This is a genomic window from Neobacillus sp. CF12 (assembly GCF_030348765.1).
Classification (GTDB): Bacteria; Bacillota; Bacilli; order Bacillales; family Cytobacillaceae; genus Neobacillus.
Genome location: NZ_JAUCEU010000007.1, coordinates 2,096,276 through 2,121,606, shown reverse-complemented (window position 1 = coordinate 2,121,606; position 25,331 = coordinate 2,096,276). Strand labels below are relative to the sequence as shown.

Below are 25,331 nucleotides of genomic sequence, written 5' to 3'. Positions count from 1 at the left end.
AGGTGACTTGCTTTGACAATCCAATGGTTTCCTGGCCATATGGCAAAAGCTCGAAGAGAGGTCACGGAAAAGTTAAAACTGGTAGATATCATTTATGAATTAGTAGATGCAAGAATACCCTATTCCTCTCGCAATCCGATGATTGATGAAATTATTCAACACAAACCAAGGCTGGTCCTCTTAAATAAGGCTGATTTGGCAGATAAAGCAGCTACAAAACAATGGATTGCCCACTTTTCTGAACAAGGAATTAAAGCAATTGCTATTAACTCTCAAGCTGGAGAAGGAATGAAGGAGATCGTTCAGGCGTCTCATGAAATCCTAAAGGAAAAATTTGATCGTTTAAGAGCTAAGGGCGTTGTTAACCCCAGAGCCATTCGTGCTATGATCGTTGGAATTCCCAATGCAGGAAAATCAACGTTAATTAATCGACTTGCTAAGAAAAATATTGCAAAAACAGGTAATACACCGGGGGTAACAAAAGCTCAACAATGGATTAAAGTTGGAAAAGAATTAGAATTATTAGATACTCCAGGGATTCTTTGGCCAAAGTTTGAAGACCAAGAGGTTGGGAAGAAGCTGGCAGTGACTGGTGCAATAAAAGACACTCTCCTAAATTTACAGGACCTTGTTGTCTTTTCGCTTAAATTTTTAGAAGAACATTATCCAGAAAGACTAAAGGAACGGTATAAGCTTGAATCAGTTCCTGAAAATGTAGTGGAAATGTTTGATCAAATAGGTGAGCTCAGAGGCTGTCTAGGAGCCGGTGGAGTTGTTGATTATGATAAGGTCTCAGAGTTGGTTATTAGAGAAATTAGATCTGAGAAATTTGGACGCCTGACGTTTGAGCGACCAAGAGATTTAAAAGATGATGCGCAAATGGGTAAATAAACGAAGGAAAACTCTCCAATCGGTGAGTTTTTTTTGTTTATTTTTGTCATTGAAATAAAACGGTTGAGAAGGTATCATTACAACGGGTGAAGAAAATGAAAGTACAAACAATAGCAGAAATAGAACAACAACTCACAAATATAAATGCTGAGAGTGACCCTTTATTCCAAAAACTCGTGAATGATGAGCGCAAAGGGGTTCAGCAGCTAATACATAAATGGCATAAGAGAATGGAACAGGAAAGACAACTGCAGGAAAAGTTTATTGAAATGAATGTCTATGAAATGAAATGGCGAGCCCAGGGATATAAAATGATTGCTGGTGTCGACGAAGTTGGCAGGGGCCCGCTTGCAGGACCGGTGGTAGCAGCGGCTGTTATTCTGCCTAGTCATTTTTTCTTACCGGGGATTGATGATTCAAAGAAGCTATCTGAAAAAAAGCGGAATGAATACGATGAAATCATCAGAAGAGAAGCGTTGGCTGTAAGTGTGGCAATGATAGACGCGGTTGAAATCGACGCCATAAATATTTACGAGGCAACCAAAAAGGCAATGAAAGCAGCGATTGTATCATTATCCTCTAATCCTGAAGTGTTGCTTATAGATGCGATGAAGATAGAATCACCCTTTGTTGTGGAGTCAATCATAAAAGGTGATGCAAAAAGTGTGTCGATTGCTTCGGCTTCCATTGTAGCAAAAGTAGCGAGAGATAATCTAATGGTTGAGCTATCAGCTGCGTATCCGGAATATGGCTTTCAAAACAACATGGGGTATGGGACCAAAGAACATTTACAGGCTATTCAAACTCATGGCATTACACCTTACCATCGAAAGAGTTTTGCTCCAATAAAAGATATGGTACTTAACAATAACAAAATGAGCTAACCTGCTTGTTTTGTTATTGTTATAAAATAATTTGTTGTTAATTTTTGGATTCTTCGTTTATGAAAGCGCTTTAATTATAAGGTATAAGAATTCGTAATATTATGAGGATAATAATTTTTTTGTGCATAACGGTGGACAAGGTATCTCTCATTATATAAAATGAAAACGGAGTCAATTTTTTGAAGAGTTTGATAGGAGGATGGGAAATGAATATCCATGAGTATCAGGGGAAAGAAATCCTCAGAAAATACGGGGTAAGTGTTCCTAATGGCAAAGTGGCATTCACGGTTGAAGAAGCAGTTGAAGCCGCAAAAGAACTAGGCACGCAAGTATGTGTAGTAAAAGCGCAAATTCATGCTGGTGGTCGGGGTAAAGCTGGCGGAGTGAAGGTTGCAAAAAACCTTGATGAAGTGCGTACATATGCAAATGAAATCCTTGGGAAAACATTGGTTACACACCAAACAGGTCCTGAAGGAAAAGAAGTTAAACGATTATTGATTGAAGAAGGCTGCGACATTAAGAAAGAATACTACGTTGGCCTTGTTTTAGATCGTGCTACTTCAAAAGTTGTGCTTATGGCTTCTGAAGAAGGCGGAACAGAAATTGAAGAAGTAGCTGAAAAAACTCCGGAGAAAATTTTCAAAGAAGAAATTGATCCGGTTGTTGGCTTAATGCCTTATCAAGCTCGCCGAATCGCATTCAATATCAACATTCCAAAAGAGCTTGTCAATCAAGCTGTTAAATTCATGATGGGCTTATACAATGCCTACATTGAGAAAGATTGCTCAATCGCCGAAATTAATCCGTTAGTTGTTACTGGTGACGGACAAGTAATGGCGTTAGATGCAAAATTAAATTTTGATTCAAACGCATTATATCGTCAAAAAGACGTGCTTGCTTACCGTGATCTGGAGGAAGAAGATCCGAAGGAAATCGAAGCTTCCAAATATGATTTAAGCTATATTTCTTTGGATGGAAATATCGGCTGTATGGTAAATGGTGCGGGCCTTGCGATGGCAACAATGGATATTGTGAAGCACTACGGAGGAGACCCGGCTAACTTCCTTGATGTTGGGGGCGGTGCGACGGCTGAGAAAGTTACAGAAGCATTCAAGATTATCCTTTCTGATCCAAACGTAAAAGGTATTTTTGTAAATATCTTTGGCGGAATCATGAAATGTGATGTCATTGCTGAGGGTGTAGTAGAAGCAGCAAAACAGGTTCAACTAAGTGTACCTCTGGTTGTTCGATTAGAGGGAACAAACGTTGATTTAGGTAAGAAAATTCTTGCTGAGTCTGGTTTAGCTATTACTCCTGCAGAATCTATGGCTGACGGTGCACAAAAAATCGTTTCATTAGTGAAATAGGATCGAAAGAAAGGGGAATTAACGTGAGCGTTTTTATTAATAAAGATACAAAAGTAATAGTTCAAGGGATTACAGGTTCTACTGCCCTTTTTCATACAAAACAAATGTTAGAATACGGTACACAAATTGTTGCTGGTACCACACCTGGAAAAGGCGGCATGGAAGTAGAAGGAGTACCTGTTTTTAACACAGTGAGTGAAGCTGTTGCGGCTACTGGTGCTACGGCTTCTGTTATCTATGTTCCAGCCCCGTTTGCTGCAGATGCCATTATTGAAGCGGTCGATGCTGAATTAGATTTAGCTATCTGTATTACGGAGCACATCCCGGTATTAGATATGGTTAAGGTTAAACGTTATATGGAAGGCAAAAAGACCCGCTTAGTAGGTCCTAACTGCCCTGGTGTTATCACTGCGGATGAATGTAAAATTGGTATTATGCCTGGTTACATTCATACTAAAGGCCATGTTGGTGTTGTTTCCCGTTCTGGAACATTAACGTATGAAGCCGTTCATCAGTTAACACAAGCTGGAATTGGTCAAACGACAGCGGTTGGAATTGGCGGCGATCCAGTTAACGGTACAAACTTCATTGATGTATTAAAAGCATTTAATGAAGACCCTGAAACGTATGCTGTTATCATGATTGGTGAAATTGGTGGTACAGCTGAGGAAGAAGCTGCGGAGTGGGTTAAAGCCAATATGACGAAACCTGTAGTCGGCTTCATCGGTGGGCGTACAGCACCTCCAGGAAAACGTATGGGCCATGCTGGTGCGATTATTTCAGGTGGTAAAGGAACTGCTGACGAAAAAATCCGTGTCATGAATGAATGCGGAATTAAAGTGGCAGATACACCATCTGTTATGGGTGAAACATTAATCGAAGTACTAAAAGAACAAGGCATTTACGATAAGTGTAAAACACACTAAGAATAGTAGAAATAGTCCCTTCTAATTAGGGGCTATTTCTTCTTTTTTATATTAATCACTGGAGGCCTAAAATGGATGACTTTAGAGAAAAACTCATAGCTTTAATGCATTACCCAGGTATTACGTGGAATGCAGTTCTAGACTATTTAATAAAAGATTCATCTCTCCAATTGAAACCACAATACATCCAACAAAACCTATTCTCTTCCACAAAACATTCAACCCTTCTTTCGCCAACTTCTTTACAAACCGGAACCATGATTGAACAAATCCGTCAATATGAACAAAACGGAATAAAGGTCATAACCATCCTAGATGAAAACTACCCCAGCCTACTAAAAGAAATCTATCAACCACCTTGGGTGTTATTTGCAAAAGGTGATATATCCTTGCTTCGGAAAGAGCCAAAGCTTGCAGTGGTTGGTTCAAGGCAAGCGACTCAATATGGTAAGAGTGCAATTAATGTAATGTTTCCTCAATTAGTAGAAAAAGGAGTCGTTATTATCAGCGGCTTGGCTGCTGGTATAGATACACTTGCACATGAGTGTGCAATGAAGAATGGCGGACACACCATTGCGGTAATAGCAGGAGGATTGGCTCATATCTACCCAAAAAAGAATGCTGAATTAGCAAAAGAAATGATGGAGACACAGCTAATTGTCTCTGAATATCCTCCAACTACTAAACCACAGCGATGGCATTTTCCAGCTCGGAACCGAATCATTAGCGGGATGTCAAAGGGTACATTTATAATAGAAGCAAAACGAAAAAGTGGTTCTCTCATCACGGCTAATTATGCGGTAAACGAAGGTCGAGAGGTTTTTTCTCTTCCAGGAAGTATCTTTAATCCATTTTCTATGGGAACGAATGACTTAATCCAACAGGGGGCAAAGCTTGTAACAAGCAGCGAGGATATTTTAGAAGAACTTCGGTTATAACATTTATTAACTGCCAAAATTATTTATCAAAATCAAATTTTTAAAAGGTTTTTCTCAGTTTATTGGAGAATTAAGCAAAAAAGCTTGAAATTATTTCTAATATGTTATACATTTTCCAACAGATATTCGAAAAAAAGAATGTGTAAATAGGAATATTTTGGCGTATTATTATCATTAACTAGTTGTAAACGGTTTCTATATCATTGACATCAATGGCTAATTGTTTAAGAATAAGAGTTACTAATAATTAATACAGTTTCCATTTGTTTAGGAATGGTTATATAAAAGGAAAATTAGGGATAAGGCATTTTTGTCAAGTATTTTCTCCGAGCCGAATGTAGAAATTTGGTATTAGGAAAACTTCTCAAATTGTAGGCAGTCAGATCTTTTTTTTAAAAAATCGGGCGCTTTTACACTTCTTATATCCCCTTGAGGAGGATTAATTGCATGTCAGAGTTTCTTGTGATTGTGGAATCACCGGCTAAAGCGAAAACAATCGAACGCTATTTAGGAAAAAAATATAAAGTAAAAGCATCAATGGGCCATGTACGTGATTTGCCTAGAAGTCAAATGGGTGTAAATGTTGAAAATAGTTACGAGCCCAAATATATTACAATTCGCGGCAAAGGGCCAGTATTAAAGGAATTAAAGACAGCTGCCAAAAAAGCAAAAAAAGTTTATCTCGCAGCTGACCCGGATCGTGAAGGGGAAGCAATTGCATGGCATTTAGCCAATAGCTTAAATGTTGATATAACTTCAGATTGTCGTGTTGTATTCAATGAGATAACCAAAGAAGCAATCAAGGAATCTTTCAAGCATCCACGGCCAATTAATATGGATTTGGTTGATGCGCAGCAGGCTAGGCGAATTCTCGATCGTCTTGTCGGGTATAACATAAGCCCTCTTCTTTGGAAAAAAGTCAAAAAAGGATTAAGTGCCGGACGTGTTCAATCTACCGCCGTTCGTTTAATCATTGAACGAGAGAATGAAATAAAAGCATTTATTCCTGAAGAATATTGGACCATAGAAGGAGAATTGCTAAAGGGAAAAGATCATTTTAGCGCTGCTTATTTCTCTCTAGCTAATAAAGAGAAAACAGAGCTAAAATCGAAACAGGATGTTGAAGAAATATTAAAACAAATGGAAGGCGATAATTTCAAGGTGGTTTCGGTTACCAAAAAAGAGCGAAAACGAAATCCTTCTCCACCATTTATCACATCTTCCCTCCAGCAGGAAGCCGCAAGGAAACTCAATTTCCGGGCTAAGAAAACAATGATGTTGGCACAGCAATTATACGAGGGAATTGAACTTGGTTCATCTGGAACCGTTGGTCTCATCACTTATATGAGAACAGACTCTACTCGTATTTCTGAAGTTGCTCAAAAAGAGGCTGAAGAATATATCCTTAGTGAATATGGTAAGGAGTACTTAAAAGAAGACCAAAGAAAAGAGAAAAAACAAACAAATGCGCAGGACGCACATGAGGGCATTCGTCCGACTAGTGCAGTACGGGACCCAAATAGTTTGAAACAATTTTTATCTAGAGACCAATTGCGTTTATATAAATTAATTTGGGAGAGATTTCTAGCAAGTCAAATGGCGCAGGCTGTTATGGATACAATGAGTGTTGACTTACAAAATGGTAATGTCTTATTCCGTGCAACGGGTTCAAAAATAAAATTCCCAGGATTTATGAAGCTGTACGTGGAAGGTTCTGATGATCAAGTTGAAGAACGGGACAAAATGCTTCCAAATCTACAAGAAGGCGATGTTGTTTTTACGAAGGATATTGAACCAAAACAACATTTTACACAACCGCCGCCAAGGTATACAGAAGCGCGATTAGTAAGAACGCTTGAAGAACTCGGAATTGGACGTCCATCTACCTATGCACCAACATTGGACACGATTCAAAAGCGTGGATATGTCGCTCTTGATAATAAAAGATTTATTCCTACTGAGTTAGGTGAGATTGTTAATGAGTTAATTCTTGAATTCTTCCCGGATATTATTAATGTTGATTTCACTGCAAAAATGGAGCAGGATTTGGATAATGTTGAGGATGGTAAAGTTCGCTGGGTTGAAATCATTGATGGATTTTATCAGGAATTTGAGAAACATCTTGTTATAGCTGAAAAAGAAATGCAGTCTGTTGAGATTAAAGATGAACCGGCTGGTGAGGATTGTGAGTTATGCACAAGCCCGATGGTATTTAAAATGGGCAGATATGGTAAGTTCATGGCATGCAGCAATTTCCCAGATTGCCGGAATACAAAAGCGATTGTAAAAGAAATCGGAGTTACCTGTCCAAAATGTAAAGAAGGAAATATCATTGAACGTAAAAGTAAGAAGAAAAGAATCTTTTACGGCTGTGACACATTTCCTGCGTGTGATTTTATTTCTTGGGATAAACCATTACCAAGACCTTGTCCTAAATGTGAAAGCACACTTGTAGAAAAGAAATTAAAAAAAGGTGTGCAGGTACAATGTACCGAATGTGATTACAAAGAAGAACCACAAAGTTAAGAGTGAGCAAAAGCTCACTCTTTGTCTTTTTTTTATAATCCAGCTCCACGAGAGTATGCTTCGGAAGCGATTCATCGCACGAAAGAAAAGCGTTAGCTTTTCTGAGGAGCGCCTAGGGGCTCTCAGGTATAAGCCAATCCGTCAAGAAGGTTAAAGAGCGCAACCTTAATGCCGGTTCGTCTTATGCCTGTCGCCCCTGGACACTAAGGAATGCTTCTTAGAATAATCCTCGCAGGAACAAGCTGTGCTTGTTCCGAAGGCGCTTCCTCTTTTTTTTTAAATCATAAAACTTTTTTGTTTTTGATTCGTATAGTACAATGCAAGATGGGCTAAAAAGAGGGAAAAGTAATTATAGTAAAAAGTAAAGCTAGATTTATGGATTATCTGCTTTCGTGAAAAATCAGGAGGTATATCATGAATGATGTAACAATAAATGTAATCGGTGCTGGGTTGGCAGGGAGTGAGGCTGCATGGCAGATTGCTAAACGTGGTGTAAAAGTCCGTCTTTATGAAATGAGACCAGTTAAACAAACACCTGCTCACCATACAGACAAATTTGCAGAGTTGGTATGTAGCAATTCATTACGCGCAAACACCTTAACGAATGCTGTTGGTGTATTAAAAGAAGAAATGCGAATGCTTGATTCAGTAATTATCTCAGCAGCAGATGCATGTTCCGTTCCAGCAGGTGGTGCTTTGGCAGTAGACCGCCATGAGTTTGCGGCTAAAGTGACGGAAATGGTTAAAAACCATGAAAATGTTACCGTAATCAATGAAGAAGTGACAGAAATTCCTGAGGGAATAACGGTAATTGCCACGGGTCCGCTAACTAGTCCTGAACTATCCGCTCAATTAAAAACACTAACAGGTGAGGATTATCTTTATTTTTATGATGCTGCAGCACCTATTCTTGAGAAAGACAGCATCAATATGGATAAAGTCTATTTAAAATCGCGCTATGACAAGGGTGAAGCGGCTTATCTAAATTGTCCAATGACAGAGGAAGAATTCAACACCTTTTATGAAGCACTTGTAGCAGCAGAAACAGTTCCTTTAAAAGAATTCGAAAAGGAAATCTTTTTTGAGGGTTGTATGCCAATCGAAGTTATGGCTACAAGAGGCAAGAAAACAATGCTATTTGGTCCACTAAAGCCGGTTGGATTAGAAGATCCAAAGACAGGCAAAAGACCTTTTGCGGTTGTTCAACTTCGTCAAGACGATGCAGCTGGCACTCTTTACAATATTGTTGGTTTCCAAACACATTTAAAATGGGGACCACAGAAAGAAGTTATTCAGTTAATACCTGGTCTTGAAAATGCTGAGATAGTCAGATATGGGGTTATGCACCGAAACACCTTCATCAATTCACCAAAGGTTCTTAAAGCATCTTATCAATTTAAAGAACGTGAAAACTTGTTTTTTGCTGGCCAGATGACAGGTGTTGAAGGCTATGTAGAGTCAGCAGCAAGTGGACTAGCAGCAGGAATAAATGCAGCAAGGCTAGCTTTAGGAAGTGAACCGCTCGAATTCCCTGTAGAAACGGCGATTGGCAGTATGGCACGTTATATTACAACGGCAAATGCAAAGAATTTTCAACCGATGAACGCTAATTTTGGGCTGTTCCCAGAATTGCCAGAAAAAATTAAGGGAAAACAGGAACGTAATTTACAGCATGCGAATAGAGCGTTGGAAACAATTCAGAACTTTGTGAAAGTTTTGTAAATTTTATTGCAAGAGGGTAGAAAGTATGTTACGCTTTAGTAGCCTTTGTGATGTGGCCATATTAATAAATGTGACTGTTTTATTAACGTTCGTGAACAACCATTTACAAATGGTAAGAACTTAATCACAATACAATTGGACAATCCCTATATGGTCAGCGTAAATTCTGTTTGTTCATGGGTGAACAAGTGAGGGTTTGGATGAATTTCTTGAAACGTATATGCCCATTCATAAAAGGGAATAAATGAATAAAGTTTTCATACTATTCTAGTGTATTGCACTTGTCTACTACTGACAATCTCTTGTTACATAGATTTACAAATAAAAATGCAAGAGGAGGATTATTGATGAACGAATTTCATGCCACGACGATATTTGCAATCCATCATAATGGTGAATGTTCAATGTCTGGGGATGGCCAAGTCACTTTTGGAAATGCAGTAGTGATGAAGCACACAGCAAAAAAAGTAAGAAAGATATTTAATGGTAGAGTACTGGCTGGTTTTGCCGGGTCTGTTGCGGATGCATTTACCCTTTTTGAAATGTTCGAAGGGAAACTTGAGGAATATAACGGAAACCTCCAACGAGCTGCTGTTGAGTTAGCGAAACAATGGAGAAGTGATAAGGTACTGAGAAAGCTGGAAGCTATGTTAATCGTCATGAATAAGGAAGATTTGCTCCTGGTTTCAGGAACAGGAGAAGTAATCGAGCCTGATGATGGAATTCTAGCAATTGGATCAGGTGGTAATTATGCATTGGCAGCTGGACGTTCACTAAAGAAATATGCAGGGGACCATCTTACTGCAAAAGAAATTGCAAAAGCTTCTTTAGAAATAGCTGCTGAAATATGCGTATATACAAACCATAACATTATCGTGGAAGAGCTCTAAAGGGAGGGAACCTACTATGGCTAAAACAGACAACCTAACACCGCGCCAGATTGTTGAAAGGCTTGATCAATATATCATCGGTCAGAAAGATGCAAAAAAAGCAGTTGCAGTTGCATTGAGAAATCGATACAGACGAGGTTTGTTAAACGAAAAATTGCGTGAAGAAATTATTCCTAAAAATATTTTAATGATTGGCCCAACTGGTGTAGGGAAAACGGAAATTGCCCGGAGAATTGCAAAGTTGGTTGGTGCACCTTTCGTCAAGGTAGAGGCTACGAAATTTACAGAAGTCGGATACGTTGGCCGCGATGTAGAATCTATGGTTCGTGACCTTGTAGAAACATCTGTCAGATTGGTTAAAGAAGATAGAATGTTATCTGTAAAAGAACGTGCAGAGGAAAACGCAAATGCTAGGCTTGTTGATTTACTTGTTCCATCTGCGAAGAAAGCTCAAAATTATAAAAACCCACTTGAGATGTTATTCGGTGGCGGCAATGTAAACCAAGAACAGGAAAATCACCAAGAAGATTACTCCATTACGGAAAAAAGAAAAATTGTCAAAGAAAAGCTTGCTCTAGGTCAATTAGAAGAAGAAATCGTTACGGTAGAAGTTGAAGAGCAAACACCTTCCATGTTTGATATGCTCCAGGGCTCAGGAATGGAACAAATGGGTATGAATATGCAAGATGCCTTAAGCAGCTTTATGCCAAAGAAACGAAAGAAAAGAAAATTAACTGTTCGTGAGGCAAGAAAAGTACTAACGAATGAAGAAGCTGCAAGATTGATTGATATGGACGAGGTTACAACCGAAGCGGTTTATCGTGCCGAACAGACAGGTATCATCTTTATTGATGAAATTGATAAAATTGCTAGTAAAAATTCAGGTGGTTCCTCTGCAGATGTTTCTCGTGAAGGAGTCCAACGCGATATTTTACCGATCGTTGAAGGTTCAACAGTCGTTACGAAATATGGATCAATAAAAACGGATTATATCTTATTTATTGCTGCTGGTGCGTTCCATATGTCTAAACCATCGGATTTAATACCAGAATTACAAGGGCGTTTACCAATCCGTGTTGAATTAACAAAATTAACAGTTGAAGATTTCTTCAGAATCTTAATCGAACCAGATAATGCCCTAATTAAACAATATCAGGCGTTATTGGAAACAGAAGGTATACAAATTGAATTTTCTGACGATGCTATTCGTAGAATAGCTGAGGTTGCTTTTGAAGTGAATCAAAATACAGATAATATTGGGGCAAGAAGACTTCACACCATTCTAGAAAAGCTACTAGAAGACTTGTCGTTTGAAGCACCTGATATTTTGATGGAGAAGATTACCATTACTCCGCAATATGTAGATGATAAACTTGGAGCAATAGCCAAAAATAAAGATTTAAGCCAATTTATCTTGTAATATAATATCACAATAAAACTTAATAATGGTCCCAGTTAATTAGGAGGAAGAAACAGATGGATTTACTTACAAAAACTAGAAGAATTAATGTATTACTACAAAAAGCAGCAGGAAAACCAGTTAATTTTAAGGAAATGTCAGAAACACTAAGCGAAACTATCGAATCGAATACTTTCATTCTTAGTCGTCGTGGCAAGCTTTTAGGTTATGCGATTAACCAGCAAATCGAAAATGATCGTATGAAAAAGATGCTAGAGGATCGACAATTCCCTGAAGAGTATACAAATGGTCTATTTAATATTCAAGAGACATCTTCGAATTTAGATATAGAAAGCCAATATACTGCATTCCCTGTTGAAAATAGAGATCTATTCCGTGAAGGATTAACAACTATTGTTCCAATTATTGGCGGTGGGGAACGTCTTGGTACATTAATCCTTGCAAGATTACAAGAAAAATTCCATGATGATGACCTTATTCTTGCAGAGTATGGTGCTACTGTTGTTGGAATGGAAATCTTGCGTGAAAAGTCCGAGGAAATTGAAGAAGAAGCTAGAAGTAAGGCAGTTGTTCAAATGGCAATCAGTTCATTATCATACAGCGAACTTGAAGCAATTGAACATATTTTTGAAGAGTTAAATGGCCACGAGGGCTTGCTAGTTGCTTCGAAAATTGCAGATCGTGTTGGTATTACTCGTTCTGTAATTGTTAATGCTTTGAGAAAGCTTGAAAGTGCGGGAGTAATTGAATCACGTTCTCTTGGCATGAAAGGGACCTATATCAAAGTCTTAAACGATAAATTCCTAGTTGAGCTTGATAAATTAAGATCGAACTAAAACGAAAAGCGGAAGCGCCTGGTTCAAGGAAAAAAGCAGTTCATTTTTTCCCAGCCCCGACAAGCAGAAGACAAGCGCTGGCAGAAGGCGCTTTTTGCCTTCCGAAGCGATTGGCTTCTGACCTCGAGGGGCTAGGCGCTGGAGCTGGACAATATTTTTTTAAATCCCTGGTTTTACCGGGGATTTTTTTTCTAAGTTAAACTTGATTGTTATCATCACATATGCTATATTATTTAACGGTGTTATTACACACGCTTGTTGATTTAAGCAGCCGGTGCTGTAGAAACAGTTGCTGTTTAAAAATGAGACAAGCGGAGGAAAACGAAACCATAGGAGGAAAAAAACATGTCAGTAATTTCAATGAAGCAATTGCTTGAAGCTGGTGTACACTTTGGACACCAAACACGCCGTTGGAACCCAAAAATGAAGAAATATATCTTCACAGAGCGTAACGGTATCTACATTATCGATCTTCAAAAAACAGTTAAGAAAGTTGAAGAAGCTTATAACTGGGTAAAAGATCTAGCTGCTAACGGTGGAACAATTCTATTTGTTGGTACTAAGAAACAAGCTCAAGATTCTGTTAAAGAAGAAGCAGCTCGTTCTGGTATGTACTTTGTTAACCAACGTTGGTTGGGTGGTACTTTAACTAACTTTGAAACAATCCAAAAGCGTATTGGTCGCTTAAAAGATATCGAAAGAATGTCTGAAGACGGTACTTTCGAAGTATTACCTAAAAAAGAAGTTGTTCAATTGAAGAAAGAACAAGAACGCCTTGAAAAATTCTTAGGCGGAATCAAAGATATGAAGCAACTTCCTGATGCTCTTTTCATCATCGATCCTCGTAAAGAGCGTATCGCAGTAGCAGAAGCTAAAAAGTTAAACATTCCTATCGTAGGTATTGTTGATACTAACTGTGATCCAGATGAAATCGATGTTGTAATTCCAGCTAACGATGATGCAATCCGTGCAGTTAAACTATTAACTGGTAAAATGGCGGATGCTATCTTAGAAGCTAAACAAGGTGAAGAAGTAGCTCAAGAAGCGTAAGATAGTGACTTAATCAAAAGGTGATAAGAGGGAGACCCTTTATCACCTTTTTTTAAGAAATGTTTATCTTATGTTGGAATGGCTAAGATATTATAGTACATAGTTTAAGGAGGAATTACTAATGGCAGTTACTGCTCAAATGGTAAAAGAACTACGTGAAAAAACTGGCGCTGGAATGATGGATTGTAAAAAGGCGTTAACAGAAACAAATGGTGATATGGAAAAAGCAATCGACTTCTTACGTGAAAAGGGAATTGCTTCAGCTGCGAAAAAAGGTGACCGTATTGCTGCAGAAGGTTTAACATATGTTGTTGCTGAAGGTAACAATGCTGTTATTTTGGAAGTAAACTCTGAAACTGACTTCGTTGCAAAGAACGAAGCTTTCCAAAACCTTGTAAAAGAACTAGCTGCACACTTGCTTGCTAACAAGCCAGCAACAGTAGAAGAAGCATCTGCACAAACGATTAATGGTGTGACTGTTGCAGACTATATCAATGCTGCTATTGCTAAAATCGGTGAAAAATTATCACTTCGTCGTTTTACTGTAGTATCAAAAACGGATAATGATGCATTTGGTGCTTATCTTCACATGGGAGGCCGCATTTCCGTTCTTACCGTTCTTGAAGGAACTACAGATGCTGATGCTGCAAAAGATGTTTCCATGCACATTGCTGCATTAAAACCTTTATATGTTTCTCGTGATCAAGTTTCTCAAGAAGAAGTTGATCGTGAGCGTCAAGTGTTAACTACACAAGCACTTAACGAAGGAAAGCCTGAAAATATCGTTGCTAAAATGGTTGAAGGCCGTCTTGGTAAATACTTTGAAGATGTATGTCTTCTTGACCAAACGTTCGTTAAAAACCCTGATCAAAAAGTTCGCCAGTTTGTTGAATCAAAAGGTGCTTCAGTACGTGAATTCATTCGCTACGAAGTAGGCGAGGGTATTGAAAAGCGTGAAGATAACTTCGCAGAAGAAGTTATGAATCAAATTAACAAGAAGTAATTTATTTTATGGCTAATGTTACACAAAATATGTTTTGAATAGGGAACACGTTGTGTTCCCTATTTTTAAAGATTTTTTTAAAAATACTATACATAATAAGGAGGTTCGTATGAGCGGTCCTAAGTACAAACGTGTCGTACTAAAATTAAGTGGGGAAGCACTTGCAGGAGAATCAAGCTTCGGTATTAAACCATCAGTTATTAAATCCATCGCAGGACAAGTGAAAGAAATTGCAGAACTTGGTGTCGAGGTTGCAGTTGTTGTGGGTGGCGGTAACATTTGGCGTGGTAAAATAGGAAGTGAAATGGGAATGGACAGAGCGACTGCTGATTATATGGGCATGCTAGCAACTGTAATGAATTCTTTAGCACTTCAGGACAGTTTAGAACACTTAGGGATTGAATCTCGTGTACAAACCTCGATTGAAATGCGTCAGGTTGCAGAGCCATATATTAGACGTCGTGCAATGAGACATTTAGAAAAAAAGAGAGTAGTTATTTTTGCTGCTGGTACGGGAAATCCATATTTCTCGACCGATACGACTGCTGCACTACGTGCAGCTGAAATTGATGCTGAAGTAATCTTAATGGCAAAAAATAATGTGGATGGTGTATATTCTGCTGATCCACGAATAGATCCTAATGCAACAAAGTATGATGACCTTTCTTTCTTGGATGTACTTAAGGAAGGATTGGCTGTTATGGATTCAACAGCATCTTCATTATGTATGGATAATGATATCCCACTTATTGTTTTCTCTATCATGGAACAAGGAAATATTAAACGTGCCGTTATGGGCGAAAAAATTGGAACGATTGTTAGGGGGAAAAATTAATGCCAAAACAAGTGGTTTCTGCTACAAAGGATAGAATGCTTAAAGCAATTCAGGCATATACACGTGAGCTTGCTAGTATACGTGCAGGGAGAGCAAGTGCTTCTTTATTAGATAGAATTACAATAGATTATTACGGAGCATCGACACCAGTTAATCAAATGGCCGGGATTTCTACACCAGAAGCGAGACTTCTTGTCATCCAGCCTTATGATAAATCAATTCTTGGTGATATTGAAAAAGCTATTCTTAAGTCTGATTTAGGGTTGAACCCTTCAAATGATGGTCAGGTTATTCGTCTTGCTATTCCACAATTGACAGAAGAACGCCGGAAAGAGCTTGTGAAATTAGTTAAGAAAGAATCTGAAGAAGCGAAGGTAGCTATTCGTAACATCCGACGTGATGGTAACGATGATTTGAAAAAACTAGAGAAAAACGGTGAAATTACCGAAGATGCACTTCGTGGTTATTCCGATGATATTCAGAAATTAACAGACGAACATATCAGCAAAATTGACCAAATAACAAAAGACAAAGAAAAAGAAATCTTGGAAGTTTAATTATTTTGGAGAACCCTCTTTCTTAGGGGGTTTTTTTCACTATTCGTCATTCTTATTTCTTGTACTAGTACATAAATTATTTAGTAGAAGATATATTTATACTTTTTTGGTATGATAAAAGCATGCGAAAATCAGCATTCTTCATATATATCAACACAGGGTCTGTGGGCATGATCTATTATCGGAGGAAATGATTATCTTAATTTGGAGGAGCAATGTCATGTTTAATAAAATAAGGCTTTGGAAGAATCAAAATAATAACTCTTCCACACTCCGAGAAAATATAGAAAAGGTTATGAAATTGCCGGTACCGGAACATGTTGCGATTATTATGGATGGCAATGGACGATGGGCTAAGAAAAGAGCTTTGCCACGAATTGCCGGACATCATGAAGGTATGAAGGTCGTGCGTAAAATAACGAAGTTAGCCAATATACTTGGTATAAAAACCTTAACGTTATATGCTTTTTCAACTGAAAATTGGAAGCGTCCAAAAAATGAGGTAGATTATTTAATGAAGCTTCCCGAGGAATTTTTAGGTACCTTTCTGCCTGAATTAATTGAGGAAAATGTTCAAGTAACAATGATGGGTTATAAAGACCAACTTCCGGTACATACATTAAATGCGATTGAAAAAGCAATTGAGGATACAAAGTATAATGACGGCCTTGTATTAAACTTTGCACTAAACTACGGAAGTAGATCTGAAATTATTGATGCAACCAAAAAGGTCTTAAATGATTATAAAAGTGGAATACTGAAAGAGAGTGAGTTAGACGAAGAGGTTTTCTCTTCGTATCTCATGACTTCCAAGCTCAATGATCCTGATCTATTAATTCGAACAAGCGGTGAAATACGGCTAAGTAACTTTATGCTATGGCAATTAGCGTATACAGAGTTTTGGTTTACGGATGTACTATGGCCAGATTTTAGAGAAAAACATTTAATTGAAGCAATAGAAGTTTATCAGAATCGTCAGAGGAGATTTGGCGGTATTTAAGTAAGATTACTCTCTCTCAAGTACAATAAAGGTGTTGAAATCTTAGATGAAGCAAAGAATCATTACAGGAGTTGTAGCAGCTGCTTTATTTTTACCAATCGTTTTTTATGGTGGACTACCTTTTGTTCTTTTAACATACTTTCTCGCAACTGTCGGGTTATATGAATTATTAAAAATGAAAAAACTTAGTATTTTTTCTGTTCATGGACTGCTAACAGTTTTATTTCTCTGGGTTATTCTTTTTCCAGAGCAGTATGGTGATATAGTAAATACTTTTTATTATACAAAAACAGAACTTGGTATTGCCTTTATCCTTTTGTTATTGGCCTATACTGTTATAACAAAAAACCGTTATACCTTTGAAGATGCCGGCTTTTCAATACTGTCAGCCATTTATGTCGGGATTGGCTTTTATTTCTTTATTGAGACCCGCGATGCAGGTTTAGTCTATATCTTTTACTCATTATTTATGATTTGGGCGACTGATTCAGGTGCTTATTTTATCGGTAAAGCGACAGGAAAAACAAAGCTATGGCCAGAAATAAGTCCGAATAAAACCGTTGAGGGCTCGATAGGTGGAGTGATTTGTGCATTAATCGTGGCTGCATTATTTGCCTTATTCGCTGATATGAACGCAACCATCCTTTCTTTAATGGCAATAACGGTTGTATTATCAATCTTTGGACAAATTGGTGACCTAGTCCAATCAGCCTTCAAACGCCATTTTAGTGTAAAGGATTCAGGAAATATACTACCAGGACACGGTGGAATCCTTGACCGTTTCGACAGTCTTTTATTCATACTGCCATTATTACACTTTTTTCATCTATGGTAGATATTTTAGGAGTTGAGTGTTTTTTGAAGAACATTAGTATTTTGGGGGCTACAGGCTCGATTGGAACCCAAACGTTAGATATAATTCGTGAACATCCTGCAAAATTCAAGCTAGTTGCCATCTCAATAGGTAAAAATTTAGAGTTGGCTAGAAAAATGATTACTGAATTTCAGCCAGAGCTTGTTTCTGTACAAGAGTACGATGACTATATTACATTAAAAGCAGAATTTACTACTACTAAATTTACCTTTGGTGAAGAGGGACTCATTGAAACTGCGACCTATCCTTCAGCAGATATCCTTGTCAATGCAGTTCTCGGGAGCGTTGGTTTAAATCCAACATTACAAGCGATTGAAAGTGGAAAAACCATTGCAATTGCCAATAAAGAGACACTCGTGACGGCTGGTCATCTAGTAATGGGTGCTGCAAAGAAAAATGGGGTGGCATTACTTCCTGTTGACAGTGAACATTCAGCCATTTTTCAGTGCTTACAGGGTGAGCAGGATAAGAACATAGAAAAATTGATCTTGACTGCCTCAGGCGGCAGTTTTCGCGACCGTACACGGAAGGAATTAGAAGGTGTAACGGTTCGAGAAGCATTAAACCATCCTAATTGGTCAATGGGTGCAAAGATAACAATTGATTCTGCAACGATGATGAATAAAGGACTAGAGGTAATTGAAGCTCATTGGCTATATAACATCCCATATGAAAAAATTGATGTTCTCCTTCATAAAGAAAGCATTATTCATTCTATGGTAGAATTTCATGATAGCAGTATCATCGCACAACTTGGGACACCTGATATGAGAGTACCAATCCAATATGCGCTCTCATACCCTGACCGGTTACCTTTAACGTCTGCTCAGAGATTAAATTTAGCTCAAATTGGTAAATTGCATTTTCAAGAAATGGATACTAATCGTTTTCGCTGTATGCAGTTTGCCTACGATGCTGGAAAACAAGGCGGCACACTGCCTACTGTTTTAAATGCCGCAAATGAAGTTGCAGTAGCTGCCTTTTTAAATGAAAAGATTGCATTTTTACAAATTGAAGACATGATTGAGATGGCTTTAAGCAAGCATGATGTGATTCAAAATCCTGACTTATCCATTATTCAAGAAGTGGACAAAGAAACGAGACAATATGTACAAACACTTCTATAAAAAAAGGTGGTTTTTAGTTTGACTACAGTTATTGCCTTTATTGTTATCTTTGGTGCTCTAGTCTTCTTCCATGAATTAGGCCATTTAATATTTGCAAAACGGGCGGGCATTTTGTGCCGTGAATTTGCCATAGGATTTGGTCCAAAAGTTTTCTCTCATAAAAAAGGGGAAACTACCTACACGATTAGGTTACTGCCAATAGGTGGATTTGTTCGGATGGCTGGTGAAGATCCAGAGGTCGTGGAATTAAAACCCGGCTACAGGATTGGTCTTTTGTTTGACAAAGATAATAACGTAAATAAAATTATTTTAAACAATAAAGAAAAGTATCCAGATTGTCGAATTGTTGAAGTAGAATATGCGGATATCGAACATAAACTCTTCATCAAAGGCTATCCAGAGGACACGGAAGAAAGTTTACAAACTTTTCCTATTAGTCCCACTGCTGTTACGGTTGAAAATGGTATAGAAACTCAATTAGCTCCTTATGATCGTCAATTTGCTTCAAAAACCTTGCCGCAAAGAACGATGGCGATTTTTGCTGGACCGATGATGAACTTTGTTCTAGCATTCTTTTTGTTCATAATTATTGCATTATTACAGGGTGTTCCAACGAACGAACCTAAATTAGGGGTAATTACACCTGATGGTGCAGCAAATGCTGCAGGATTGGAAGAAGGGGATATTGTACAAAGTATCAATGGCGCCGAAATTTCAAGTTGGTCTGATGTAGTAGAAATCATCAGGGAAAATCCGAATGAAGAACTTGATTTCTCAATTAGCCGTGATGGGCAAGATCAGGAAATAACAGTAACTCCAAAAGAGCAAACGGTTGAAGGCGAAAAAATAGGTCTTATTGGGGTATACAGCCCGATAGAAAAATCACCAGTCAAAGCTATTTCTGCTGGTTTTACAGAGACTTATTTTTGGACAAAGCAAATTTTTGTGATGTTGGGACAGTTAGTGACTGGCCAGTTCTCCATTGATATGCTTTCAGGGCCGGTTGGAATCTATGCGTCAACGGATACAGTAGTCCAATCAGGGATTTACTACGTAATGAAATGGGCAGCAATCCTGAGTATTAACTTAGGAATTATGAACCTTCTGCCAATACCTGCACTTGACGGTGGAAGGCTGATGTTTTTCGCAGTAGAAGCAGTCAGAGGCAAGCCAATTGACCGTCATAAAGAGGGAATGGTACACTTTATCGGTTTTGCGCTGCTGATGCTGCTGATGTTGGTAGTAACCTGGAACGATATCCAGAGATTTTTCTTATAAATTTTTTCCTTACCTAAAAGGGGTTCTTGAGATGAACTCCTTTTTTGGTTTTATTTTTCTGTCGAAATCAGCCGAATGATAATGTATCATATGATATAATTACTCTTTGATAAATGATTATTTAAAGATATTATATAGATTTTATATAGATGGGAGAGGGAATGATGAGCGAACATGCCACTGGCAAAAAAGAGCGATTCTTACTCTTGCTCCAGCAACTAGAATTAAAAGAGGACGCTGTTGTAGCACAATTTCAAAATGCTCAAATTGAAAGATTGATTGTAGAAAAAAAAGCACGCAAATGGCATTTTCAATTTTTACTAGAAAATATTCTTCCTTTTAGTTTATATCTTCGATTTACTACTCAACTCGAAAGAAAATTCTCAAATATTGCGAAGATTACCTATGAAATAAAAGTAGAGAATCCAAGTTTTCATCCAGAATTACTTTTAGAGTACTGGAATTATAGTATTCAGCAAATCGATGGCATTTCACCGCCAATGTTAAAATTAATGAATGAACAGGTACCGGAAGCTAGTGGGAATAAGTTGACGATTTCAGTACGGAATGAGACTGAAGGAATGGCTCTAAAAAGGAAATATGGAACATTAATCACGAGCCTTTATCAATCGTATGGATTTCCGACTTTAACCGTTGACACAGACATTCAAAGTGGTGAAAAGAATGACGAATATCAACAATTTTTACTAGCGAAACAAAAAGAAGATCAAGAACGCGGGCTCATGGCTTTAGCAGATCTACAAAAGAAAGAAGCTGAGAAGGATGCAGGAGGTGCTGTTCCTGAGGGACCACTTTCGATTGGGCTTACCATCAAAGATGATCAAGATCATAGAAACATGATTGATATTATTGATGAAGAAAGAAGAGTCACTGTTGAAGGGTATATTTTTGATGCGGAAACAAGGGAACTAAGAAGTGGCCGTACACTACTAACCTTTAAGATTACCGATTATACTAGCTCGTTAATGGTTAAAATGTTTTCTCGTGATAAAGAAGACGCGGCCCTTTACCAGTTAGTCAAAAAAGGTATGTGGGTAAAAGTAAGAGGAAGCATTCAAAATGATACCTTTGTACGTGATTTAGTCATGATTGGAAATGATATAAACGAAATTAAACCCGAAGGCCGTAAGGATACAGCACCGGAGGACCAAAAGCGTGTGGAACTTCATCTTCATACGCCAATGAGCTCGATGGATGCTGTCACTCCTGTTGGAGCGCTTATTGCGCAAGCAAAGAAGTGGGGACATAAGGCAATTGCGGTTACCGACCATGCGGTTGCTCAATCTTTTCCAGAGGCATATAGTGCTGGGAAGAAAAATGATATCAAGATTCTCTATGGTGTAGAAGTAAATCTTGTGGATGATGGTGTTCCAATTACCTATAATGATGCTCACAGGTTATTGGCTGAGGATACCTTTGTAGTATTTGACGTAGAAACGACAGGCTTATCGGCCGTTTACGATACAATTATTGAATTGGCGGCAGTGAAAATCAAAGATGGGGAAATCATTGACCGTTTTGAATCATTTGCAAATCCGCATCATCGGCTTTCGGCAACAACAATCAATTTAACTGGAATAACGGATGATATGGTACAAAATGCTCCTGAGATTGGCGAGGTCATTCAAAGGTTTCATGATTGGGTAGGAGACTCCGTTCTCGTAGCGCACAATGCTTCCTTCGATATGGGTTTCTTAAATGTTGGTTATAAAAACATTGGCATTGAAAAGGCTAAAAATCCTGTTATTGATACCCTTGAACTCGGTAGATTTCTTTACCCAGAAATGAAAAATCATCGCTTAAATACCTTAGCAAAGAAATTTGATATTGAATTAACTCAGCATCACAGAGCAATTTACGACGCAGAGGCTACAGGTTATTTACTTTTGAAAATGCTGAAGGATGCATCTGAAAAAGGAATAGAGTTTCATGATCAATTTAACGATAATATGGGAAAAGGAAATGCTTACCAGCGAGCGCGTCCATACCATTGTACGTTACTTGCTCAAACGGAAGTGGGTTTAAAGAATTTATTTAAACTCGTATCGATTGCTCATATTGAATATTTTTATAGAGTACCTAGGTTACCGCGTTCCGTTCTTCAAAAATATAGAGAAGGAATTCTTGTTGGTTCCGGTTGTAATAAAGGTGAAGTTTTTGAGGGGATGATGCAAAAATCTCCTGATGAAGTGGAAGCCTATGCACAATTCTATGATTATCTTGAGGTCATGCCGAAGGAAGTTAATGCACCACTGATTGAGATGGAACTCGTTCGAGATGAAAAAGCGTTAGAAGATATTATTGGTAATATTGTAAAGTTAGGTGAAAAATTGGGTCTTCCCGTTGTGGCGACCGGTAATGTCCATTATCTGAATGAAAATGATAAAATTTACCGTAAAATATTGGTGAATTCACAAGGTGGAGCAAATCCGCTAAATCGTCACAAATTGCCAGATGTCCATTTCAGGACAACCAATGAAATGCTTGCTGCGTTTTCTTTCCTAGGAGGAGAAAAGGCTAAAGAGATTGTTATTACAAACACAAACAAAATAGCTGATATGATTGATGTCATTAAACCGATTAAAGACGACTTGTATACGCCAAAAATCGAAGGCGCAGATGAAGAAATGCGTGAGATGAGTTATTCAATGGCGAAGAGGATTTACGGAGAAAATCTTCCTGAAATCGTTGAGGCGCGACTTGAAAAAGAATTGAAGAGTATCATTGGTCATGGTTTCGCGGTAATCTACTTGATTTCACATAAACTAGTAAAAAAATCATTGGATGATGGATACCTTGTTGGTTCACGTGGTTCTGTTGGTTCATCCCTTGTTGCCACCATGACAGAGATTACCGAGGTGAATCCACTACCACCACACTACGTTTGTCCAAACTGTAAGCATTCTGAGTTTTTTAATGACGGTTCGGTTGGTTCAGGCTTTGATTTACCTGATAAGGACTGTCCAGAATGTGGCGGTAAATACCGAAAAGACGGACATGATATTCCCTTCGAAACCTTCCTTGGTTTTAAAGGGGACAAGGTACCCGATATCGATTTGAACTTTTCTGGAGAATACCAACCGCGAGCACATAACTATACGAAGGTACTTTTTGGAGAAGATAATGTTTTTAGAGCGGGTACAATTGGAACGGTAGCCGATAAAACGGCTTTCGGGTATGTAAAGGCATATCAACAGGACAATAATCTACAATTGCGTGGGGCAGAAATAGAACGACTTGCCTCCGGTTGTACAGGTGTTAAAAGAACAACTGGCCAGCATCCTGGCGGTATAATTGTTATACCTGATTACATGGATGTCTATGACTTTTCACCAATCCAATTCCCTGCTGATGATAGAAATTCAGAATGGAAGACGACTCATTTTGATTTTCATTCTATTCATGATAATGTCTTAAAACTAGATATACTAGGCCATGACGACCCAACTGTAATCAGAATGCTTCAAGACCTGAGTGGGATAGATCCAAAAACAATTCCTACAGATGATCCAGAAGTGATGAAAATCTTTAGTGGAACAGAATCATTAGGTGTAACGGAACAGCAAATTATGTGTAAAACAGGAACCCTTGGAATTCCTGAATTCGGTACACGTTTTGTCCGTCAAATGTTAGAAGATACAAAACCAACAACTTTCTCTGAATTGGTTCAAATCTCAGGATTATCGCATGGAACAGATGTATGGCTGGGAAATGCACAAGAATTAATTCATAATCAAACTTGTAATCTCAGTGAAGTTATTGGTTGTCGTGATGATATCATGGTCTATCTAATCTATCAGGGACTAGAACCATCATTTGCTTTTAAAATTATGGAATCCGTCCGTAAAGGGAAAGGCCTCTCTGAAGATATGGAAGCCGAAATGAGGAAGAATGAAGTTCCTGAATGGTATATTGATTCGTGTAAAAAGATTAAGTATATGTTCCCGAAGGCTCACGCTGCGGCCTATGTGTTAATGGCGGTTAGAATTGCCTATTTCAAGGTGCATCTTCCACTTTTATATTACGCTGCCTATTTTACTGTTCGTGCAGAGGATTTCGATATAGAAGCAATGTCACGAGGTTCAGAATCGATTCGGGCAAAGATTGAGGAAATTAATGCAAAGGGTCTTGAGGCTTCAAACAAGGAAAAAAACTTGTTAACAGTACTTGAACTTGCACTTGAAATGACGGAAAGGGGCTTTTCTTTCCAGAATTACGATTTATATAAGTCAGACGCGTCAGAGTTTATCATTGAAGGGAATTCATTAATCCCGCCATTTAATTCCATACCTGGGCTTGGGACTAATGCGGCTTATAATATTGTGAAGTCTAGACAAGATGGTGAGTTTCTTTCTAAAGAGGATTTACAGCAACGAGGTAAAGTGTCAAAAACTATTCTAGAATATTTAGATAAACAAGGCTGTCTAGGTTCATTGCCTGAGCAAAACCAGTTATCTCTATTTTAGAGAGTAAAACCCTTGACTTCATGCGTTTCGGTTTGCATATAAAATTTGGTTATGGTATAGTTTTATTGGAAATACTAAGAAATACTCTCGTGTTCAAGAGTGGGGAAACCCGCTCTTTCGTTTTTGTATAAGGATTTTTTTGTAGAGTAATTAATAAAACTTTCCGTGAAATACGTATAATATGGGTGAAAATGTCGGTAAAGGAGGTTAAACATGAGCAAAGTAACAGAGGTAGTAGAAGAGCTAGCGCAACCAATAATCCAAGAGCTTGGTTTAGAATTAGTGGAAATTGAGTTTCTTAAAGAAGGGAAAAATTGGTATCTGCGCGTATATATTGATAAAGAAAACGGTGTTGATATTGAGGACTGTGGCATTGTCAGTGAAAAGCTTAGTGAAAAACTCGATGAGCTAGACCCGATAACCCATAATTATTTTCTTGAGGTATCTTCTCCAGGTGCTGAACGACCGCTTAAAAAAGCAAAAGATTTTGAAAAGGCAATTGGCAAAAATGTGTTTATTAAAACTTACGAGCCAATTGACGGTGAAAAAGGGTTTGAAGGGAAATTACTTGATTATGACGGGCAAACAGTAAAAATTGAGATGAAAATCAAAACCCGTAAAAAAGAAATCGAGATTCCTTACGAAAAAGTAGCTAGTGCAAGACTAGCTGTTATCTTCTCATAATTAATGAAAGATAAATATATTTAGGATAGGGGGATA

At 38.1% G+C, this 25,331-nt stretch carries 20 protein-coding genes; all 20 read left to right on the top strand.

What is annotated here, in order from left to right; all coding sequences use genetic code 11:
• The first annotated feature begins 12 nt into the window (after nt 1-12).
• The 20 genes from ylqF to rimP all read left to right on the top strand — a co-directional run bounded on the left by ylqF (nt 13) and on the right by rimP (nt 25,295).
• Nucleotides 13-891 (top strand): ribosome biogenesis GTPase YlqF, encoded by an 879-nt coding sequence (gene ylqF, locus QUG14_RS09845; RefSeq protein WP_289340334.1) that lies wholly within the window; start codon nt 13-15, stop codon nt 889-891.
• A 95-nt stretch (nt 892-986) separates the two neighbouring features.
• A complete protein-coding gene (locus QUG14_RS09840) occupies nt 987-1,775 on the top strand; it encodes a ribonuclease HII (RefSeq protein ID WP_289340333.1) in 789 nt (262 codons plus the stop codon).
• A 206-nt stretch (nt 1,776-1,981) separates the two neighbouring features.
• Nucleotides 1,982-3,142, top strand: coding sequence for an ADP-forming succinate--CoA ligase subunit beta (gene sucC / locus QUG14_RS09835; protein WP_289340332.1), 1,161 nt, complete (start codon nt 1,982-1,984; stop codon nt 3,140-3,142).
• 23 nt (nt 3,143-3,165) lie between these two features.
• The gene (gene sucD, locus QUG14_RS09830; protein WP_034675699.1) at nt 3,166-4,068 is read left to right on the top strand and encodes a succinate--CoA ligase subunit alpha; all 903 of its coding nucleotides are present in this window, start codon (nt 3,166-3,168) and stop codon (nt 4,066-4,068) included.
• A 71-nt stretch (nt 4,069-4,139) separates the two neighbouring features.
• Nucleotides 4,140-5,006 (top strand): DNA-processing protein DprA, encoded by an 867-nt coding sequence (gene dprA / locus QUG14_RS09825; RefSeq protein WP_289340331.1) that lies wholly within the window; start codon nt 4,140-4,142, stop codon nt 5,004-5,006.
• Between the two features lie 447 nt (nt 5,007-5,453).
• Complete coding sequence (gene topA, locus QUG14_RS09820; protein WP_289340330.1) at nt 5,454-7,532, top strand: type I DNA topoisomerase; 2,079 nt, start codon at nt 5,454-5,456, stop codon at nt 7,530-7,532.
• Nucleotides 7,533-7,946: 414 nt separating this feature from the next.
• A complete protein-coding gene (gene trmFO, locus QUG14_RS09815) occupies nt 7,947-9,254 on the top strand; it encodes an FADH(2)-oxidizing methylenetetrahydrofolate--tRNA-(uracil(54)-C(5))-methyltransferase TrmFO (RefSeq protein WP_289340329.1) in 1,308 nt (435 codons plus the stop codon).
• Nucleotides 9,255-9,601: 347 nt separating this feature from the next.
• A complete protein-coding gene (gene hslV / locus QUG14_RS09810; RefSeq protein WP_289340328.1) occupies nt 9,602-10,144 on the top strand; it encodes an ATP-dependent protease subunit HslV in 543 nt (180 codons plus the stop codon).
• A gap of 16 nt (nt 10,145-10,160) precedes the next feature.
• On the top strand, nt 10,161-11,564 hold the full coding sequence (gene hslU / locus QUG14_RS09805; RefSeq protein ID WP_289340327.1) for an ATP-dependent protease ATPase subunit HslU: 1,404 nt from the start codon (nt 10,161-10,163) through the stop codon (nt 11,562-11,564).
• A gap of 56 nt (nt 11,565-11,620) precedes the next feature.
• Nucleotides 11,621-12,400: a GTP-sensing pleiotropic transcriptional regulator CodY gene (gene codY, locus QUG14_RS09800; RefSeq protein WP_289340326.1), complete on the top strand. Its 780-nt coding sequence runs from the start codon at nt 11,621-11,623 to the stop codon at nt 12,398-12,400.
• A 345-nt stretch (nt 12,401-12,745) separates the two neighbouring features.
• Nucleotides 12,746-13,450, top strand: coding sequence for a 30S ribosomal protein S2 (rpsB, locus tag QUG14_RS09795; protein ID WP_034677043.1), 705 nt, complete (start codon nt 12,746-12,748; stop codon nt 13,448-13,450).
• A 121-nt stretch (nt 13,451-13,571) separates the two neighbouring features.
• Entirely contained in the window at nt 13,572-14,453 is an 882-nt protein-coding gene (gene tsf, locus QUG14_RS09790) for a translation elongation factor Ts (protein WP_289340325.1), read from the top strand.
• 109 nt (nt 14,454-14,562) lie between these two features.
• A complete protein-coding gene (pyrH, locus tag QUG14_RS09785) occupies nt 14,563-15,288 on the top strand; it encodes a UMP kinase (RefSeq protein ID WP_179161218.1) in 726 nt (241 codons plus the stop codon).
• The gene (frr, locus tag QUG14_RS09780; protein ID WP_289340324.1) at nt 15,288-15,845 is read left to right on the top strand and encodes a ribosome recycling factor; all 558 of its coding nucleotides are present in this window, start codon (nt 15,288-15,290) and stop codon (nt 15,843-15,845) included. The genes pyrH and frr overlap by 1 nt, the downstream gene beginning before the upstream one ends.
• A gap of 220 nt (nt 15,846-16,065) precedes the next feature.
• A complete protein-coding gene (locus QUG14_RS09775) occupies nt 16,066-16,845 on the top strand; it encodes an undecaprenyl pyrophosphate synthase (RefSeq protein WP_289340323.1) in 780 nt (259 codons plus the stop codon).
• 46 nt (nt 16,846-16,891) lie between these two features.
• A complete protein-coding gene (locus QUG14_RS09770) occupies nt 16,892-17,680 on the top strand; it encodes a phosphatidate cytidylyltransferase (RefSeq protein WP_289340322.1) in 789 nt (262 codons plus the stop codon).
• A gap of 23 nt (nt 17,681-17,703) precedes the next feature.
• Nucleotides 17,704-18,846 carry a 1-deoxy-D-xylulose-5-phosphate reductoisomerase gene (dxr, locus tag QUG14_RS09765; RefSeq protein WP_289340321.1) on the top strand — a complete coding sequence of 381 codons (1,143 nt, stop codon included), beginning with the start codon at nt 17,704-17,706 and terminating at the stop codon, nt 18,844-18,846.
• An 18-nt stretch (nt 18,847-18,864) separates the two neighbouring features.
• A complete protein-coding gene (gene rseP / locus QUG14_RS09760; protein ID WP_289340320.1) occupies nt 18,865-20,124 on the top strand; it encodes an RIP metalloprotease RseP in 1,260 nt (419 codons plus the stop codon).
• Nucleotides 20,125-20,288: 164 nt separating this feature from the next.
• Nucleotides 20,289-24,611, top strand: a complete 4,323-nt coding sequence (locus QUG14_RS09755; RefSeq protein ID WP_289340319.1) for a PolC-type DNA polymerase III — start codon at nt 20,289-20,291, stop codon at nt 24,609-24,611.
• A gap of 213 nt (nt 24,612-24,824) precedes the next feature.
• On the top strand, nt 24,825-25,295 hold the full coding sequence (gene rimP, locus QUG14_RS09750; protein ID WP_289340318.1) for a ribosome maturation factor RimP: 471 nt from the start codon (nt 24,825-24,827) through the stop codon (nt 25,293-25,295).
• Nucleotides 25,296-25,331 lie beyond the last annotated feature (36 nt).